This window comes from Pseudomonas sp. DF5 (genome assembly GCF_058148225.1).
Map to the genome: position 1 here is coordinate 19,468 of NZ_JBYVYM010000007.1, position 15,672 is coordinate 35,139.

18 protein-coding genes, 1 tRNA gene and 1 pseudogene are annotated in these 15,672 nt (G+C 57.4%); 15 read left to right on the forward strand and 5 right to left on the reverse strand.

The annotated features are described in order from the left end of the window. The 4 genes from AC30D7_RS08390 to AC30D7_RS08405 are packed head-to-tail and all read left to right on the forward strand — an operon-like array spanning position 1 to position 3,459. Positions 1 to 1,020, forward strand: a complete 1,020-nt coding sequence (locus AC30D7_RS08390; protein ID WP_477747231.1) for a LacI family DNA-binding transcriptional regulator — start codon at positions 1 to 3, stop codon at positions 1,018 to 1,020. A gap of 58 nt (positions 1,021 to 1,078) precedes the next feature. After that, entirely contained in the window at positions 1,079 to 1,996 is a 918-nt protein-coding gene (rbsK, locus tag AC30D7_RS08395; RefSeq protein ID WP_490133714.1) for a ribokinase, read from the forward strand. Next, positions 1,993 to 2,397, forward strand: a complete 405-nt coding sequence (rbsD, locus tag AC30D7_RS08400; RefSeq protein WP_019582833.1) for a D-ribose pyranase — start codon at positions 1,993 to 1,995, stop codon at positions 2,395 to 2,397. The genes rbsK and rbsD overlap by 4 nt, the downstream gene beginning before the upstream one ends. Before the next feature lie 33 nt (positions 2,398 to 2,430). Then, positions 2,431 to 3,459 carry a nucleoside hydrolase gene (locus tag AC30D7_RS08405; protein WP_490133715.1) on the forward strand — a complete coding sequence of 343 codons (1,029 nt, stop codon included), beginning with the start codon at positions 2,431 to 2,433 and terminating at the stop codon, positions 3,457 to 3,459. A 38-nt stretch (positions 3,460 to 3,497) separates the two neighbouring features. Here the strand turns inward: AC30D7_RS08405 and AC30D7_RS08410 are convergent, their stop codons facing one another. Beyond that, positions 3,498 to 3,710 carry a hypothetical protein gene (locus AC30D7_RS08410; protein WP_490133716.1) on the reverse strand — a complete coding sequence of 71 codons (213 nt, stop codon included), beginning with the start codon at positions 3,708 to 3,710 and terminating at the stop codon, positions 3,498 to 3,500. Between the two features lie 132 nt (positions 3,711 to 3,842). Between AC30D7_RS08410 and AC30D7_RS08415 the strand changes: the two genes are divergently transcribed. Both AC30D7_RS08415 and AC30D7_RS08420 read left to right on the forward strand, forming a co-directional pair. Next, entirely contained in the window at positions 3,843 to 4,148 is a 306-nt protein-coding gene (locus AC30D7_RS08415; protein ID WP_490133717.1) for a hypothetical protein, read from the forward strand. A 167-nt stretch (positions 4,149 to 4,315) separates the two neighbouring features. Next, positions 4,316 to 4,633: an I78 family peptidase inhibitor gene (locus AC30D7_RS08420; protein ID WP_490133718.1), complete on the forward strand. Its 318-nt coding sequence runs from the start codon at positions 4,316 to 4,318 to the stop codon at positions 4,631 to 4,633. 71 nt (positions 4,634 to 4,704) lie between these two features. On the opposite strand, the gene AC30D7_RS08425 is transcribed toward AC30D7_RS08420, so the two are convergent. Continuing rightward, entirely contained in the window at positions 4,705 to 4,917 is a 213-nt protein-coding gene (locus tag AC30D7_RS08425) for a cold-shock protein (protein WP_003179963.1), read from the reverse strand. 290 nt (positions 4,918 to 5,207) lie between these two features. Next, positions 5,208 to 5,510 (reverse strand): hypothetical protein, encoded by a 303-nt coding sequence (locus AC30D7_RS08430; RefSeq protein WP_490133719.1) that lies wholly within the window; start codon positions 5,508 to 5,510, stop codon positions 5,208 to 5,210. Between the two features lie 373 nt (positions 5,511 to 5,883). Between AC30D7_RS08430 and thrS the strand changes: the two genes are divergently transcribed. From thrS to AC30D7_RS08475, 9 genes are all read left to right on the forward strand, one after another. Continuing rightward, positions 5,884 to 7,806: a threonine--tRNA ligase gene (gene thrS, locus AC30D7_RS08435; protein ID WP_007940231.1), complete on the forward strand. Its 1,923-nt coding sequence runs from the start codon at positions 5,884 to 5,886 to the stop codon at positions 7,804 to 7,806. After that, entirely contained in the window at positions 7,806 to 8,357 is a 552-nt protein-coding gene (gene infC, locus AC30D7_RS08440; protein WP_172435341.1) for a translation initiation factor IF-3, read from the forward strand. The genes thrS and infC overlap by 1 nt, the downstream gene beginning before the upstream one ends. Before the next feature lie 60 nt (positions 8,358 to 8,417). Beyond that, on the forward strand, positions 8,418 to 8,612 hold the full coding sequence (rpmI, locus tag AC30D7_RS08445) for a 50S ribosomal protein L35 (protein ID WP_002553160.1): 195 nt from the start codon (positions 8,418 to 8,420) through the stop codon (positions 8,610 to 8,612). 28 nt (positions 8,613 to 8,640) lie between these two features. Then, positions 8,641 to 8,997 (forward strand): 50S ribosomal protein L20, encoded by a 357-nt coding sequence (rplT, locus tag AC30D7_RS08450; protein ID WP_007905879.1) that lies wholly within the window; start codon positions 8,641 to 8,643, stop codon positions 8,995 to 8,997. Between the two features lie 109 nt (positions 8,998 to 9,106). Further along, positions 9,107 to 10,123, forward strand: coding sequence for a phenylalanine--tRNA ligase subunit alpha (gene pheS / locus AC30D7_RS08455; protein WP_007940232.1), 1,017 nt, complete (start codon positions 9,107 to 9,109; stop codon positions 10,121 to 10,123). A 26-nt stretch (positions 10,124 to 10,149) separates the two neighbouring features. Next, positions 10,150 to 12,531: a phenylalanine--tRNA ligase subunit beta gene (pheT, locus tag AC30D7_RS08460; RefSeq protein ID WP_490133720.1), complete on the forward strand. Its 2,382-nt coding sequence runs from the start codon at positions 10,150 to 10,152 to the stop codon at positions 12,529 to 12,531. A 3-nt stretch (positions 12,532 to 12,534) separates the two neighbouring features. Continuing rightward, positions 12,535 to 12,837, forward strand: coding sequence for an integration host factor subunit alpha (ihfA, locus tag AC30D7_RS08465; RefSeq protein ID WP_002553164.1), 303 nt, complete (start codon positions 12,535 to 12,537; stop codon positions 12,835 to 12,837). After that, positions 12,818 to 13,174 (forward strand): MerR family transcriptional regulator, encoded by a 357-nt coding sequence (locus tag AC30D7_RS08470; protein WP_003179985.1) that lies wholly within the window; start codon positions 12,818 to 12,820, stop codon positions 13,172 to 13,174. Before ihfA ends, AC30D7_RS08470 begins: the two co-directional genes overlap by 20 nt. An 89-nt stretch (positions 13,175 to 13,263) precedes the next feature. Then, a tRNA-Pro gene (locus AC30D7_RS08475) sits at positions 13,264 to 13,340 on the forward strand. 275 nt (positions 13,341 to 13,615) lie between these two features. Here AC30D7_RS08475 and AC30D7_RS08480 read toward each other — a convergent pair. Together AC30D7_RS08480 and AC30D7_RS08485 are read right to left on the reverse strand one after the other, a co-directional pair. Beyond that, a pseudogene (locus AC30D7_RS08480) lies at positions 13,616 to 14,426 on the reverse strand (LysR family transcriptional regulator); the annotation flags it as partial. Between the two features lie 133 nt (positions 14,427 to 14,559). Further along, positions 14,560 to 15,639, reverse strand: coding sequence for an alkene reductase (locus tag AC30D7_RS08485; RefSeq protein ID WP_490133721.1), 1,080 nt, complete (start codon positions 15,637 to 15,639; stop codon positions 14,560 to 14,562). Between the last annotated feature and the right edge of the window lie 33 nt (positions 15,640 to 15,672).

Here is a 15,672-nt window from a genome sequence, read left to right on the forward strand (position 1 = left end):
ATGGCAACGATCAAGGATGTAGCGGCACTCGCGGGCATTTCCTACACCACGGTTTCCCATGTGGTGAACAAGACGCGGCCAGTCAGTGAGGAAGTACGGATCAAGGTAGAGGCGGCGATCAAAAGCCTCGACTACGTGCCCAGCGCCGTGGCTCGCTCGTTGAAAGCGAAAACCACCGCGACCATCGGCCTGCTGGTGCCCAACAGCCTCAACCCGTACTTCGCCGAGCTGGCCCGTGGCATCGAGGATTACTGCGAGCGCAATGGCTACTGCGTCATTCTCTGCAACTCCGACGACAACCCGGACAAACAGCGCAGCTACCTTCGCGTGCTACTGGAAAAACGTATCGACGGGTTAATCGTTGCGTCTGCCGGCGGGGATAGCAGCCTGGCTGAAGGCCTGACGGGCGTGCGTACGCCGATGGTGATCATCGACCGTGACCTGGAAGGCGTCGATGCGGATCTGGTGCGCATCGATCACGAATACGGCGCCTATCTGGCGACCCGGCACTTGCTGGAACTGGGGCATCGGGACATCGCCACGATTGGCGGGCCGGCGAGTACCAGCGTGGCGCAGATGCGTCTGGCCGGTTATTGCCGGGCGTTGAAAGAGGCGGGCGTCGAGGTGCCGCGTGAGCGCATGCTGGAAAGCGACTTCACCAGCACCGGCGGTTACAACGCCGCCGCGATCCTGCTGGAAAAGAACCCGCCCAGCGCGATCTTCGCCGGCAACGACATGATTGGCATCGGTGTGTTGCGCGCCGCTGCCGAACGCAATATTCGGGTGCCCACCGAGCTATCGGTGATCGGCTTCGACGATATCCAGATGAGCCGTTACGTCTATCCGGCATTGACCACCGTGGGCCAGTCGATCCTGCAGCTTGGCGAGATGGCGGCCGAGGTGTTGCTGCGCCGGATCGCCGCGCCGGATCTGGCGACCGATCAGCGCATCGTGACGCCCAGTATTGTCCTGCGGGAATCGACCGCGCCGCTGGCTGGTGTGTTTGCCCAATATCGCTGAAGCGAAAGCATCGTTAAACAAAAAGCACCGCCGAAACAGAATTGATGAGTAATGACGTATGCCAGCAAAAGTAGTGGTAGTAGGCAGCCTGAACATGGACCTGGTGACCCGGGCGCCACGGCTGCCCCGTGGTGGTGAAACGCTGATCGGCCAGTCATTTGCCACGGTTTCCGGCGGCAAGGGCGCGAACCAGGCCGTGGCTGCGGCGCGGCTGGGGGCGCAGGTGTCGATGGTCGGTTGCGTGGGCAACGACGCTTATGGCGAAGCGCTGCGCGGGGCGCTGTTGGCCGAGCAGATCGATTGCCAGGCGGTCAGTACGGTCGAGGATTCCAGTGGTGTGGCGTTGATTGTGGTCGATGACAACAGTCAAAACGCGATCGTTATCGTTGCCGGTGCCAACGGCGCGCTGACCCCCGAGGTGGTCGACCGTTTCGACAGCGTATTGCAAGCGGCGGATGTCATTATCTGTCAGCTGGAAGTGCCGGATGCCACGGTCGGCCATGCTTTGAAACGCGGGCGTGAATTGGGCAAAACCGTGATCCTCAATCCGGCACCGGCCAGTCGCCCGCTGCCGGCGGATTGGTATGCGGCCATTGATTACCTGATCCCCAACGAAAGCGAAGCCTCGGCCTTGAGCGGTTTGCCGGTGGACTCCCTGAGCACTGCCGAAGCCGCCGCGGCCCGCTTGGTCGCCATGGGCGCGGGTAAAGTGATCATCACCCTTGGCGCCGAGGGATCGCTGTTCGCCAATGGCATCACCTTCGAGCATTTCCCAGCACCGAAAGTGAAAGCAGTCGATACCACCGCGGCCGGCGACACGTTTGTCGGTGGTTTCGCAGCGGCCCTGGCGGCCGGCAAAAGCGAGGCCGAGGCGATCCGTTTCGGTCAGGTCGCCGCTGCGCTGTCGGTCACCCGGGCCGGCGCGCAACCTTCGATTCCTACCTTGTCCGACGTTCAGGCATTTAAAGCACCATGAAAAAGACACCTTTGCTCAACGTTGCGTTGTCGCGGCTGATCGCGTCCCTGGGTCATGGCGATACTGTCGTGATCGGCGATGCCGGCCTGCCGGTTCCGCCCGGCGTTGAATTGATTGACCTGGCCTTGACCCACGGCATTCCGGATTTCATCAGTACCTTGAAGGTCGTGCTCAGCGAAATGCAGGTCGAAAGCCATGTGCTGGCCCATGAAATTCTGGACAAAAAACCGTCGGCCTTGAGCACGCTGGATGAACTGAATGCCGACGGTGCGCTGGGCCGGCGCGAACTGCTCAGCCATGACCAATTCAAAGCGCTCAGCCGACAGGCACGGGCGATTGTTCGTACAGGCGAATGTCAGCCGTACTGCAACATCATTTTGGTGGCTGGCGTAACGTTCTAACTTTCCGTTCTTCCCACGCACAAGGAGTGCGCTATGCATCGCTATGCCCAGAAACTGCATCACCTGCTTCGGAGTCTGCTGCTCTTGTCCCTGATTACCGCAACAAGCGCCTACGCGGCGGAAAAGATCGACTTGATCATCGACACCGATCCGGGTGCCGACGACGTGGTCGCCTTGCTGTTTGCCCTGGCCTCGCCGGAAGAGCTGAACATTCGTGCGCTGACCACCGTCGCTGGCAACGTGCGTCTGGACAAGACCTCGCGTAATGCGCGTCTGGCCCGCGAATGGGCGGGCCGCGAGGAGGTGCCTGTTTACGCGGGTGCGCCGAAACCGCTGATGCGCACGCCGATCTATGCCGAAAACATTCACGGCAAGGAAGGGCTGTCGGGTGTCACCGTGCATGAGCCGAAGAAAGGCCTGGCCGAAGGCAATGCGGTCAATTACCTGATCGATACCCTGAAGGCCGCCAAACCCCATAGCATCACCATCGCCATGCTCGGCCCGCAGACCAACCTGGCCCTGGCGCTGATCCAGGAACCTGAAATCGTTCAGGGCATCAAGGAAGTGGTGATAATGGGCGGTGCGCACTTCAATGGCGGCAACATCACCCCGGTGGCCGAATTCAATCTCTTCGCTGACCCGCAGGCTGCCGAAGTGGTACTGAAAAGTGGTGTCAAGCTGACCTATCTGCCGCTGGATGTGACCCACAAGGTCCTCACCAGTGAAGCGCGCCTGCAGCAGATCGCCGCACTGGATAACAATGCCAGCAAACTGGTAGGCGATATTCTCAACGAATACGTCAAAGGCGACATGGAGCACTACGGCATTCCGGGTGGCCCGGTGCATGACGCCACGGTCATCGCTTACCTGCTCAAGCCGGAACTGTTTACCGGTCGCTCGGTAAACGTGGTGGTCGACAGTCGCGAAGGGCCGACCTTCGGTCAGACCATTGTCGACTGGTATGACGGCCTGAAGGCACCGAAGAATGCCTTCTGGGTGGAAAATGGCGACGCTCAGGGCTTCTTCGATCTGCTGACCCAGCGCCTGGCTCGCTTGAAGTAATCCATAGACCCGCAGGTGCCAACCTGCGGGGTTTTCCGCTACTCGGTATCTGTGGCACTCATGCCCTTATAGTCGATGGAGTACTTCTCGAGAACCTGGGTTATGAAGGTCTGGGCAGCCTGCGTCCCCAATTCCTTGACCAGCAAATCGATACCAATGATTGCCAGCTCTTCCGGACTGCCCGGGCTGTAAGAGCTGTGGCCCTGTGGCCACTTGATTGTGATATTGGCGTCGATGCTTACGGTGGTCATGATGGCGCTCGTGAAGTCGGGAAAGTCTGAGTGTCGAGTTAACCATTTTGCAGGACGTTTGGCACTGCGACTTAGGCATCAGGGGAGGGCTATGCGACACTTGGTCTTTGACGAATTTTCAAGGATTGTGCTGTGCAGATCGATTTGAACACTCCTGACGGCTTGACCCTCGAGGCAGTGCGTCAGCTACTGGCCTCTGCCAGCGACGATGAGCACACCCAGTTGCGGGTCACCAAGGGCGGCATCGCCTACATTTCGTCGGGTGTCGTGGGCGGTACTGATATCAACGGGCTGCAGTTTCGCCTGGAAACATGGGCCAAGGGCTCAGGTTATGTCGGACGGGTCGCAGCCAGCGATGAGGTGTGGGTCATGCAGATCTTCAACGCGCTGAAAGACAACTGGCCGAATCCGCCGTACGACTACATCGACGTCTATTGAACGCTGTTCATATTCGGTCACGATTGCGAGATGAACGGTAGGGCGATGCTCAGGCAAACTCGCCGCTTGTCCGGACCGAGGGCAGGGCGATAGCGCCCGCCTTGAAACCAAACACCAAAATGGCGGTCGCACGATCTCTGCTTAATTTTTGAAAAAAAGGAGGCGTCATGCCTTGGAAGCTCGCGTCATTGGGTACGTTGTTGGCCGTTACTCTGCTGGCCGGTTGCAGCAGTACGTCCACCGAGTCGGCAAAGGACCCTGTGGCGACCGATACCGGCCACAGCCGTTGTGAAGCAAAGGCTGCCGAATTCACCATTGGCAAAAAGGCTTCGCCCCAATTGCTGGAGCAGGCACGTACCCGCGCAGGCGCGCAGAATGCCCGGTTCCTCAAGCCTGACGACATGGTGACTCTGGAGTACCGCTCCGATCGCCTGAACCTGAACACCGACAGCAATCTGGTGGTCACTCGCGTCAACTGCGGCTGATTGCTTCAGGTTTTTGTTTCGCCCATAAAAAACCCCGTCACATGGACGGGGTTTTTTAGTGCGCCAGGAAATTACTCTGGGCGAACTTGTGCAGCTTGCATACCCTTTTGGCCTTTCTCAGCCACGAAGGAAACGGTTTGGCCTTCTTTCAGGCTTTTGAAACCGTCGCTTTCGATAGCTTTGAAGTGTACGAACAGGTCGTCACCGCCACCTTGAGGAGTGATGAAGCCGAAGCCTTTTTCATCGTTGAACCATTTAACGGTGCCGGTTTGGCGATTAGACATGGTGTATCTCCAAGAAACATATATTTTCAGTAGTACTGTGCTGCTCAGGCCAACTGGGCACACCGGAGTATCATAGTCGAAATGTTCGCTTTGGGAGCCCCCCGGACGTGCTGTTTGCCCTACAGTCGCGTTCTCTTTGTTGCTTTGTATGGCTGAAAGCCCCGTTTTAAAAGGCTTTCAGCCAAAAGTAAAGACGATAAAAAAAGCTGTAAAACCTGCATAAATCGTACGAAAAAGCTGAAATCCATCACTTTTTATCAGCGTTGGGCTGAGTCAAAAGGACTTTTTCCTCACTTTTTCGCCGGTGGATTGGCCTTGCATTTGGCGATCTCGCCCAGTGCCTTCTGTTGCAGTTCCGGGGTGGCCTTGTTGTCCATCAGCGACTGAATATCGCTGGCCGGGTAGGATTTGATCGCGTCGGCGCCACAAGCGCAGTGGGATTTTGCCGCAGCAGCGCCAATCTGAGGGGAAGCCGCCTGTGTGCACTGAGCCATGTACTTCTCGCGCTCACCCTTTGGCCAGTCGGCGTGGGCCGCCAGCGGCAGCAACAGGACGACGGGTGCGACTACTGCGAATAAACGATTCAGACGCATGCTGAGATGCTCCTTTCGGGTCAATGTCTTTTATCTGATGGGTGACACGGGGTTCAAGTTCAGCACTCTGGCACAAAAAAGCCTGATTTGCCCCAGCAGAAAACCTCAGTGCATCGATGACCGTTCATCTGTGCTAGCATGCCTGGCTCGGGTGTTTGCAGGCTCCGGATGACCTTCCGTCCCGGCAGCGGCAAATGCGCGAATAACCCTGATTTGAATCCCAGTCACTCTGGTTCGGTTTTCCGGTTGGCCGCAAGGCTCCTGCCGCTGTAAGGCAGGCGTTCGTCATTGAATGGCCTGGATCGGATCTTGTACTGGCTCATCCCAACCCACGTGACCTTTGGTAGGGGTCACCACTAGGAGAGGAGGCGCCATGCCAACTATTACTCTTCCCGACGGCAGTCAACGTTCATTCGATCACCCGGTTTCCGTAGCCGAGGTCGCCGCATCCATCGGTGCAGGCCTGGCCAAGGCCACCGTAGCCGGCAAGGTCAATGGCAAGCTGGTCGACGCCAGCGACATCATCGACAGCGATTCTTCGCTGCAAATCATTACGCCAAAGGATGAAGAGGGGCTGGAGATCATTCGCCACTCTTGCGCCCACCTGGTTGGCCACGCGGTCAAGCAGCTGTACCCGACGGCCAAGATGGTCATCGGTCCGGTCATCGAAGAAGGTTTCTATTACGATATCGCCTTCGAGCGTCCTTTCACGCCTGACGACCTGGCCGCCATCGAACAGCGCATGCAGCAGCTGATCGAGAAAGATTACGACGTGATCAAGAAAGTCACTCCGCGCGCCGAAGTGATCGAAGTGTTCAAGGCCCGTGGCGAAGACTACAAACTGCGCCTGGTCGAAGACATGCCGAACGAGCAGGCCATGGGCCTGTACTATCACGAAGAATACGTCGACATGTGCCGCGGTCCGCACGTGCCGAACACCCGTTTCCTGAAATCCTTCAAGCTGACCAAGCTGTCCGGCGCCTACTGGCGTGGCGATGCCAAGAACGAGCAATTGCAGCGCGTTTACGGCACCGCATGGGCGGACAAGAAGCAGTTGGCGGCTTACATCCAGCGCATCGAAGAAGCTGAAAAGCGCGATCACCGCAAGATCGGCAAGCGTCTGGGGCTGTTCCACACCCAGGAAGAGTCGCCGGGCATGGTGTTCTGGCACCCGAACGGCTGGACTCTGTACCAGGTGCTCGAGCAGTACATGCGCAAGGTTCAGCGCGACAACGGTTATCTGGAGATCAAGACTCCACAAGTCGTTGACCGCAGCCTGTGGGAGAAATCCGGGCACTGGGCCAACTACGCCGACAACATGTTCACCACGCAGTCGGAAAACCGCGACTACGCCATCAAGCCGATGAACTGCCCGTGCCACGTGCAGGTGTTCAATCAGGGCCTGAAAAGCTACCGCGAGCTGCCGATGCGTCTGGCCGAGTTCGGTGCCTGCCACCGTAACGAGCCGTCGGGTGCGCTGCACGGCATCATGCGCGTTCGCGCCTTCACTCAGGACGATGCTCACATCTTCTGCACTGAAGAGCAGATGCAGGCCGAATCCGCCGCGTTCATCAAGCTGACCATGGACGTCTATGCCGACTTCGGCTTTAAAGAAGTCGAAATGAAACTGTCCACTCGTCCGGAAAAACGCGTCGGTTCCGACGAGTTGTGGGATCGCGCCGAAGCGGCATTGGCCGCAGCCCTTGATAGCGCGGGCTTGCCGTACGATCTGCAGCCGGGTGAGGGGGCGTTCTACGGTCCGAAGATCGAGTTCTCGCTGAAAGATTGCCTCGGCCGTGTCTGGCAGTGTGGTACCCTGCAGCTCGATTTTAACCTGCCTGTCCGTCTGGGAGCCGAATACGTCTCCGAAGACAACAGTCGCAAGCACCCGGTGATGTTGCACCGGGCGATCCTGGGTTCCTTCGAGCGCTTCGTCGGAATTCTGATCGAGCACTACGAGGGTGCATTCCCTGCGTGGCTGGCGCCGACCCAGGCAGTGATTATGAATATCACTGATAAACAAGCCGATTTTGCCGCCGAGGTTGAAAAAACTCTCAACGAAAGCGGATTTCGTGCCAAGTCTGACTTGAGAAATGAAAAGATCGGCTTTAAAATCCGCGAGCATACTTTGCTCAAGGTTCCCTATCTCTTGGTTATCGGAGATCGGGAAGTCGAGATGCAGACTGTCGCTGTGCGTACTCGTGAAGGTGCTGACCTGGGCTCGATGCCCGTCGCCCAGTTCGCTGAGTTTCTCGCGCAAGCGGTTTCCCGGCGTGGTCGCCCAGATTCGGAGTAATTATTATTAAGCGTGAAATGAGACAAGATAAACGAGCTGCACCGAAAGCCCCGATCAACGAGAATATCTCGGCACGCGAGGTTCGGTTAATTGGGGCTGAAGGTGAACAGCTTGGGATTGTGTCAATTGAAGACGCGCTTCTTAAGGCTGAAGAGGCCAAACTGGATTTGGTGGAAATTTCCGCCGATGCAGTACCCCCTGTTTGCAAACTGATGGACTACGGCAAATCGATCTTCGAAAAGAAGAAGCAGATTGCCGCGGCCAAGAAAAACCAGAAGCAGATTCAGGTTAAAGAAATCAAGTTTCGTCCAGGGACGGAGGAAGGGGATTACCAGGTAAAACTGCGCAACCTGGTACGTTTCCTGAGTGACGGGGACAGGGCCAAGGTATCCTTGCGATTCCGCGGCCGTGAGATGGCCCACCAGGAGCTGGGGATGGAACTCCTCAAGCGAGTTGAAGGTGACTTGCTCGAGTACGGTTCGGTCGAACAGCATCCTAAGATGGAAGGACGCCAGCTGATCATGGTCATCGCCCCGAAAAAGAAGAAGTAATCAACAGGGCACGGCAGGCCTTCTGATTATGTTTATCAACTGAATGCGGAGTATCCGAACATGCCAAAAATGAAAACGAAAAGTGGTGCTGCTAAGCGGTTTTTGAAAACTGCTAACGGTATCAAGCACAAGCACGCTTTCAAGAGCCACATCCTGACTAAAATGTCGACCAAGCGTAAGCGTCAACTGCGCGGTAGCAGCTTGCTGCATCCGTCTGACGTGGCAAAAGTCGAGCGCATGCTGCGCCTTCGTTAATTTTAGTCAAGAATAGAGGAAGTAACTCATGGCTCGTGTAAAGCGTGGCGTCATTGCCCGTAAACGTCACAAAAAAATTCTGAAACTTGCTAAAGGCTACTACGGCGCTCGCTCGCGCGTATTCCGTGTTGCCAAGCAAGCGGTAATCAAGGCAGGCCAATACGCCTACCGTGACCGTCGTCAGAAAAAACGTCAGTTCCGCGCTCTGTGGATCGCTCGTATCAACGCTGGTGCACGTATCAACGGTCTGTCCTACAGCCGTTTCATCGCCGGCCTGAAAAAAGCGTCCATCGAGATCGACCGTAAGGTTCTGGCTGATCTGGCAGTGAACGAAAAAGCGGCGTTTGCTGCGATTGTCGAGAAAGCTAAAGCCACCTTGGCTTAAGTACCCCCGACAGTCACCCGGCCTCACCTCTGTGGGGCCAGGTGTTAAACGTCATAAATAGGGGAAGAGCCTTCAAGCTCTTCCCCTATTTTGTATCTGGAGTCTGTACATGGAAAACCTGGATGCGCTCGTCTCTCAAGCACTAGAGGCTGTGCAAAGCGCTGAAGATATCAATGCCCTGGAGCAAATCCGGGTTCACTACCTTGGCAAAAAGGGTGAATTGACTCAGGTGATGAAGACCCTGGGGAATTTGCCGGCAGAAGAGCGTCCGCAAGTCGGCGCGCTGATCAACGTTGCCAAGGAGCGTGTCACAGAGGTTCTCAATGCGCGCAAGGCGTTGTTCGAGGAGGCCGATCTTGCGGCCAAGCTCGCCGCCGAATCCATTGACGTGACCCTGCCTGGCCGCGGCCAGACCTCAGGCGGTCTGCATCCGGTTACCCGGACTCTGGAACGTATCGAGCAGTTCTTCACCCACATTGGCTACGGCATCGCCGAAGGTCCTGAGGTTGAAGACGATTACCACAACTTCGAAGCGCTCAACATCCCAGGCCATCACCCGGCCCGGTCGATGCATGACACCTTCTATTTCAATGCCAACATGTTGCTGCGCACCCATACCTCGCCGGTACAGGTCCGCACCATGGAATCGAAACAGCCGCCGATCCGCATCGTCTGCCCAGGCCGTGTGTACCGTAGCGACTCCGATATCACCCACTCGCCGATGTTCCACCAGGTCGAAGGCCTGTTGGTCGACCGCGATATCAACTTCGCCGACCTGAAAGGGACCATCGAAGAGTTCCTGCGCGTGTTCTTCGAAAAAGAACTGGCCGTGCGTTTCCGTCCTTCGTACTTCCCGTTCACCGAGCCATCCGCCGAAGTCGACATGGAATGCGTGATGTGCAGCGGTAAAGGCTGCCGTGTCTGCAAGCAGACTGGCTGGCTGGAAGTCATGGGCTGCGGCATGGTTCACCCGAACGTGCTGCGTATGTCCGGGATCGACCCGGAAGAGTTTTCGGGCTTTGCCTTCGGCATGGGCGTTGAGCGTCTGGCCATGCTGCGTTACGGCGTGAACGACTTGCGTCTGTTCTTCGACAACGACTTGCGGTTCCTCGCGCAATTTCGCTAGTCGTAACGAATTCTTAGGAGAGCAGGATGAAATTCAGTGAACAATGGCTGCGTGGCTGGGTAAGCCCGCAGGTAAATCGCGACGAGCTGGTTGCTCGTCTGTCGATGGCCGGTCTTGAGGTCGATAGCGTTACGCCGGCCGCCGGTGAATTCAGTGGTGTGGTGGTGGGCGAGGTGCTGAGCACCGAGCAACACCCGGACGCCGACAAGCTGCGCGTTTGCCAGGTCAGCAGTGGCGCGCAGACCTTCCAGGTTGTGTGCGGTGCGCCAAACGTGCGCCCGGGCCTGAAGATCCCGTTCGCCATGATCGGTGCCGAACTGCCAGGCGATTTCAAAATCAAGAAAGCCAAGCTGCGTGGCGTTGAATCCAACGGCATGCTGTGCTCCCAGGCTGAGCTGCAAATTGGCGAAGGCAACGACGGCCTGATGGAATTGCCGGCCGATGCGCCGGTCGGTCAGGACATTCGTGAATACCTGAACCTGGAAGACGCCAGCATCGAGGTCGACCTGACCCCGAACCGCGGTGACTGCCTGTCTCTGGCCGGTCTGGCCCGCGAAGTCGGTGCGCTTTATGCTGCCCCGGTGGTGCGCCCGGCCATTGCCAGCGTTCCTGCCGTGCACGACGAGGTGCGTTCGATCGAAGTACTGGCGCCGAACGCTTGCCCGCGTTACCTGGGTCGCGTGATCCGTAACGTTGACCTGTCCAAGCCTACGCCACTGTGGATGGTCGAGCGCCTGCGTCGCGCCGACGTGCGCAGCATCGACGCCGCCGTCGACATCACCAACTACGTGATGCTGGAACTGGGCCAGCCGCTGCACGCATTCGATCTCGCCGAAATCAATGGCGGCATCCGCGTGCGCATGGCTGAAGATGGCGAGAAGCTGGTGCTGCTCGACGGTCAGGAAGTCAGCCTGCGTAGCGATACGCTGGTGATCGCCGACCACACCCGTGCCTTGGCTATCGCCGGCGTCATGGGGGGCGAGCACAGCGGCGTCAACACCGCGACCACCCGCGATATTTTCCTGGAAAGCGCGTTCTTCGACCAGATTGCCGTCGCTGGCAAGGCGCGTTCCTACGGCCTGCACACCGACGCTTCGCACCGCTACGAGCGTGGCGTGGACTGGAAGCTGGCCCGTGAAGCCATGGAGCGCGCTACTGGCCTGCTGCTGGACATCACCGGTGGCGAAGCCGGCCCGATCGTCGAAACCGTCAGCGAGCAGCATCTGCCGTCGATCGCACCGATCACCCTGCGTGCCCAACGCATCACCCAGATGCTGGGCATGGAAATGGATTCGGCCGAAGTCGAGCGTCTGCTCAGCGCTTTGGGCCTGACCATTACTGCCGATGGGGCAGGGCAGTGGCGCGTTGAAGTGCCAAGCTTCCGTTTCGACATCAGCCTGGAAGTCGACCTGATCGAAGAGCTGGCCCGTCTGTACGGCTACAACCGTCTACCGGTTCGCTACCCGCAAGCCCGTCTGGCACCACAAGCCAAGGCTGAAGCGCGTAGCGATCTGCCTGAGCTGCGTCGTCTGCTGGTGGCCCGTGGTTATCAGGAAGCAATCACCTACAGCTTCATCGATCCGAAACAGTTCGAGTTGTTTAATCCGGGTGTCGAGCCGCTACTGCTGGCCAACCCGATTTCCAACGACATGGCGGCCATGCGTTCGTCCCTGTGGCCGGGCCTGGTCAAGGCGCTTCAGCACAACCTGAACCGCCAGCAGGATCGCGTCCGCCTGTTCGAAAGCGGTCTGCGTTTCGTTGGTCAGCTGGAAGGCCTGAAGCAAGAGCCGATGCTGGCTGGTGTGGTGTGCGGTAGCCGTCTGCCGGAAGGCTGGGCGCAAGGTCGCGATGTCGTGGATTTCTTCGACGTCAAAGCCGATGTGGAAGCGGTGCTGGGCTTCGCCGGTGCACTGGATGCGTTCACGTTTGTGCCGGGTAAACACCCTGCGTTGCACCCGGGTCAAACCGCACGCGTCGAGCGTGAGGGTCGCCTGGTCGGCTACGTTGGTGCCATCCACCCTGAATTGTCGAAAACCCTCGGTCTCGACCGTCCGGTCTTCGTTTTCGAGCTGGTTCTGGCCGAAGTGGCTTCGGGCAAAATGCCAAAATTCAGCGAGTTGTCGCGCTTTCCTGAAGTGCGTCGTGACTTGGCATTGATTGCGGCCACGGACGTGCCGGCCACTGCTGTGCTGGATGTAATCCGTGAAAATGCAGGCGAATGGCTCACGGACCTCAGGCTATTTGACGTGTATCAGGGTAAAGGCATTGATCCTGATAGAAAAAGCCTTGCGGTCGGCTTGACCTGGCAGCATCCATCGCGCACTCTTAATGACGATGAGGTGAATACCGCAACGCAAAACATCCTCACCTCGCTCGAACAAAGGTTGAACGCCACGTTAAGGAAGTGACGTATGGGGGCTTTGACGAAAGCTGAGATGGCGGAACGTCTGTACGAAGAGCTGGGCCTGAACAAGCGGGAGGCCAAGGAATTGGTCGAACTGTTTTTCGAAGAAATCAGGCACGCGCTCGAAGACAACGAACAAGTCAAATTGTCCGGTTTCGGCAATTTCGACCTTCGGGACAAACGCCAGCGGCCTGGCCGCAATCCGAAAACGGGAGAAGAAATCCCGATCACGGCTCGCCGTGTGGTCACCTTTCGTCCAGGGCAGAAGTTGAAGGCCCGAGTTGAGGCTTATGCTGGAACCAAGTCATAACGACGAACTACCCGTCATCCCGGGCAAACGCTACTTCACCATTGGTGAAGTCAGCGAACTGTGTGCGGTAAAACCACACGTGCTGCGCTACTGGGAGCAGGAGTTTCCTCAACTCAACCCCGTCAAACGCCGCGGAAACCGCCGGTATTATCAGCGCCAGGACGTGCTGATGATCCGGCAGATCCGCGCGCTTCTTTACGATCAGGGGTTCACCATCGGCGGCGCACGCTTGCGTTTGTCCGGCGATGAAGCCAAAGACGACACCACCCAATACAAACAAATGATCCGCCAGATGATCGCTGAGCTGGAAGATGTTCTGGTGGTCCTCAAGAAATAAATTCCTGCTTTTAAATACTTCCAGTTTTCAAAAGCTTGCGATATATTCTTGAGCGTTCCTCGAGATGAGGAACAGAGTCAACGCCTAGTCGGGGCGTAGCGCAGTCCGGTAGCGCACTAGCATGGGGTGCTAGGGGTCGAGTGTTCGAATCACTCCGTCCCGACCATATTGTTCAAAGGGGTCGCGAGATTTTATCTCGCGACCTTTTTTATGTTTGGTCGTTTTTACCCCCACAGAACCACTGGCTCTGGCTGGAATCTCAGCGGATATCAAGGAGCTGGTTGGTGTTCTGTCGCACTATCAGCGCACCAATAGAGGCCTGCACCTGCTTTATTTAAGTCGGTGGCATTGCCTATGGCGGTTTCGGCGTTCATTGAGCCGGTGATACCTCAGACTCAAGGCATTTCCGCGTTTAACATTCGTCGAATGGTTATTGATGAACTACGTTCGCTGGGCATTGATAAAGTCTATAAATGCCCTCAGAGGCGAGGGCAGATAGCGTCTACCTGGGTAATAGAGAAACGGCCCGGTAAAGCTCTGCCACCATGGTTCCAGCACCGGTTCAAGTGCCCCACTTTCCAGATAGGGCTGAAGCCAGTCCTCAAACAGGTAGACGATACCCAGCCCATCAATCGCAGCCTGAACAGTCAGGTCCACGGCACCTCCCACCCTGACAATCAACGGCCCAGTCGGGTCCACGCTCACGGTTTCGCCATGACGTTCGTACTCCCAGAGCGGCATCGCGCCACTGGGAAATCTGCCCCGCAGGCATGCGTGTTTCAACAGATCTCGTGGGTGCTCTGGTCGACCTCTGGCATCGAGATAAGCCGGTGATGCGGCCGTCGCGAAGCGTTGAAGTCGTGGGCCGATGGGGACTGCAATCATGTCCTGCTCAAGGCGTTCATCGTAACGAATACCCGCGTCACAACCTGCCGCAAGCATGTCGACGAAGCTCTCCTCGATCGTCACTTCCAGACTGATGTCGGGATAGGTTTGCAGGAAGGGGGTAATGATCGACAGCAGCACAAGTCTTGCGGCGCTGGCAGGAACATTCAGCTTGAGGGGGCCTGAGGGGGCGGTCTCGGAAGTTGTTCACCACATCAAGCACCGACTCGACTTCGCCCAATGCGGGCACGATGCGTTCCATCAGCATTGCGCCAGCTTCAGTCGGAGCCACGCTCCGGGTGGTGCGATTGAGCAGCCTCACACCTAGCCTGGCTTCCAGGCGTCGCACCGCGTCACGGCGCTGGGATAGCGGACAGCGAGTTCAGGACTGATTAGTTGGAGCTTTTACTAAGCAGCCCAGTAAGCGCCAGCGAATGGCTCGCGATCGCCGTGAGACATTACGCTGACTGACGTCTAATCCAGTAAATTGCTCATAGTGCCTATCGGGATTGCGCCATGGTCGGATAGTCCGTGTAACCGCGATCCTCACCTTGGTAGAACGTCGTCGGGTCGGCTTCGTTCAGGGCTCTATTGTGTTTGAATCGCTCTACCAAATCCGGGTTGGCCAGGAACGCGGTGCCAAACGACACCAGATCAGCATCGCCTAAGCTGAGCGCCGTTCCGGCTCGCTCTGCGTCATAGCCACCATTGGCGATGTAGGTGCCACCGAAACGACGCTTTAGTTCTCTGAAATCAAATGGCCCTGCACCGAGTTCAACCACGTGAAGGTAGGCCAACCCATAGCGACTGAGCATCTTCGCCGCGTAGTTGAAAGTTGCTTGGGGATCGCTGTCGCTCATGGAGAAATAATTGAAGATTGGCGACAGGCGAACGCCTACGCGGCTGGCCCCGAAGACCTCGATGACGGACTCGACTACCTCCTTGAGAAATCGAGCGCGATTCTCTACAGATCCGCCGTAGGTATCGGTTCGGGTATTGGTGCCATCGCGTAGGAACTGGTCGATCAAATAACCGTTTGCACCATGGATTTCAACGCCGTCGAATCCAGCACGTTTTGCGTTTTCAGCACCTTGGCGAAAATCAGCGATCACGCCAGGAACCTCATCGAGATCCAGAGCTCGTGGCAATTCGTAAGGCTTCAGTCCCTCAGGCGTATAGATCTCGCCATCAGCCTTGATCGCTGAAGGTGCTACTGGCAGGGCGCTGTTGATCTGCACCAATGGATGTGAGAGCCGTCCGACATGCCAGAGTTGCAGGAATATCCGTCCACCTTCTGCATGAACAGCGTCGGTCACTTGTCTCCAGCCGGCGATTTGTTCGGAGGTGAAGATGCCCGGCGTTCTCATATAGCCTTTGCCTTGTGCCGAGACCTGAGAACCCTCGGTGATGATGAGTCCGGCACCGGCACGTTGCCGGTAATACTCAACCACGGTGGGCGTCGGAGCATCGCCTTCACCGGCGCGGCTTCGCGTCAAAGGCGCCATGACCATGTGGTTTTTCAGAGGGAGGGAGCCGATTTGTGCAGGGGACAAAAGCAGGTCGAGATTGCTCGTGGTCATGATGTATCTCAGTAGGTGAGGATTAATAATTCG

What these genes read in the sequence shown, in the direction of transcription:
- AC30D7_RS08390 (WP_477747231.1), top strand. Translation starts at nt 1, where the DNA reads ATGGCAACGATCAAGGATGTAGCGGCACTCGCGGGCATTTCCTACACC.
- rbsK (WP_490133714.1), top strand. Translation starts at nt 1,079, where the DNA reads ATGCCAGCAAAAGTAGTGGTAGTAGGCAGCCTGAACATGGACCTGGTG.
- rbsD (WP_019582833.1), top strand. Translation starts at nt 1,993, where the DNA reads ATGAAAAAGACACCTTTGCTCAACGTTGCGTTGTCGCGGCTGATCGCG.
- AC30D7_RS08405 (WP_490133715.1), top strand. Translation starts at nt 2,431, where the DNA reads ATGCATCGCTATGCCCAGAAACTGCATCACCTGCTTCGGAGTCTGCTG.
- AC30D7_RS08410 (WP_490133716.1), bottom strand. Translation starts at nt 3,710, where the DNA reads ATGACCACCGTAAGCATCGACGCCAATATCACAATCAAGTGGCCACAG.
- AC30D7_RS08420 (WP_490133718.1), top strand. Translation starts at nt 4,316, where the DNA reads ATGCCTTGGAAGCTCGCGTCATTGGGTACGTTGTTGGCCGTTACTCTG.
- AC30D7_RS08425 (WP_003179963.1), bottom strand. Translation starts at nt 4,917, where the DNA reads ATGTCTAATCGCCAAACCGGCACCGTTAAATGGTTCAACGATGAAAAA.
- AC30D7_RS08430 (WP_490133719.1), bottom strand. Translation starts at nt 5,510, where the DNA reads ATGCGTCTGAATCGTTTATTCGCAGTAGTCGCACCCGTCGTCCTGTTG.
- thrS (WP_007940231.1), top strand. Translation starts at nt 5,884, where the DNA reads ATGCCAACTATTACTCTTCCCGACGGCAGTCAACGTTCATTCGATCAC.
- rpmI (WP_002553160.1), top strand. Translation starts at nt 8,418, where the DNA reads ATGCCAAAAATGAAAACGAAAAGTGGTGCTGCTAAGCGGTTTTTGAAA.
- rplT (WP_007905879.1), top strand. Translation starts at nt 8,641, where the DNA reads ATGGCTCGTGTAAAGCGTGGCGTCATTGCCCGTAAACGTCACAAAAAA.
- pheS (WP_007940232.1), top strand. Translation starts at nt 9,107, where the DNA reads ATGGAAAACCTGGATGCGCTCGTCTCTCAAGCACTAGAGGCTGTGCAA.
- pheT (WP_490133720.1), top strand. Translation starts at nt 10,150, where the DNA reads ATGAAATTCAGTGAACAATGGCTGCGTGGCTGGGTAAGCCCGCAGGTA.
- ihfA (WP_002553164.1), top strand. Translation starts at nt 12,535, where the DNA reads ATGGGGGCTTTGACGAAAGCTGAGATGGCGGAACGTCTGTACGAAGAG.
- AC30D7_RS08470 (WP_003179985.1), top strand. Translation starts at nt 12,818, where the DNA reads ATGCTGGAACCAAGTCATAACGACGAACTACCCGTCATCCCGGGCAAA.
- AC30D7_RS08485 (WP_490133721.1), bottom strand. Translation starts at nt 15,639, where the DNA reads ATGACCACGAGCAATCTCGACCTGCTTTTGTCCCCTGCACAAATCGGC.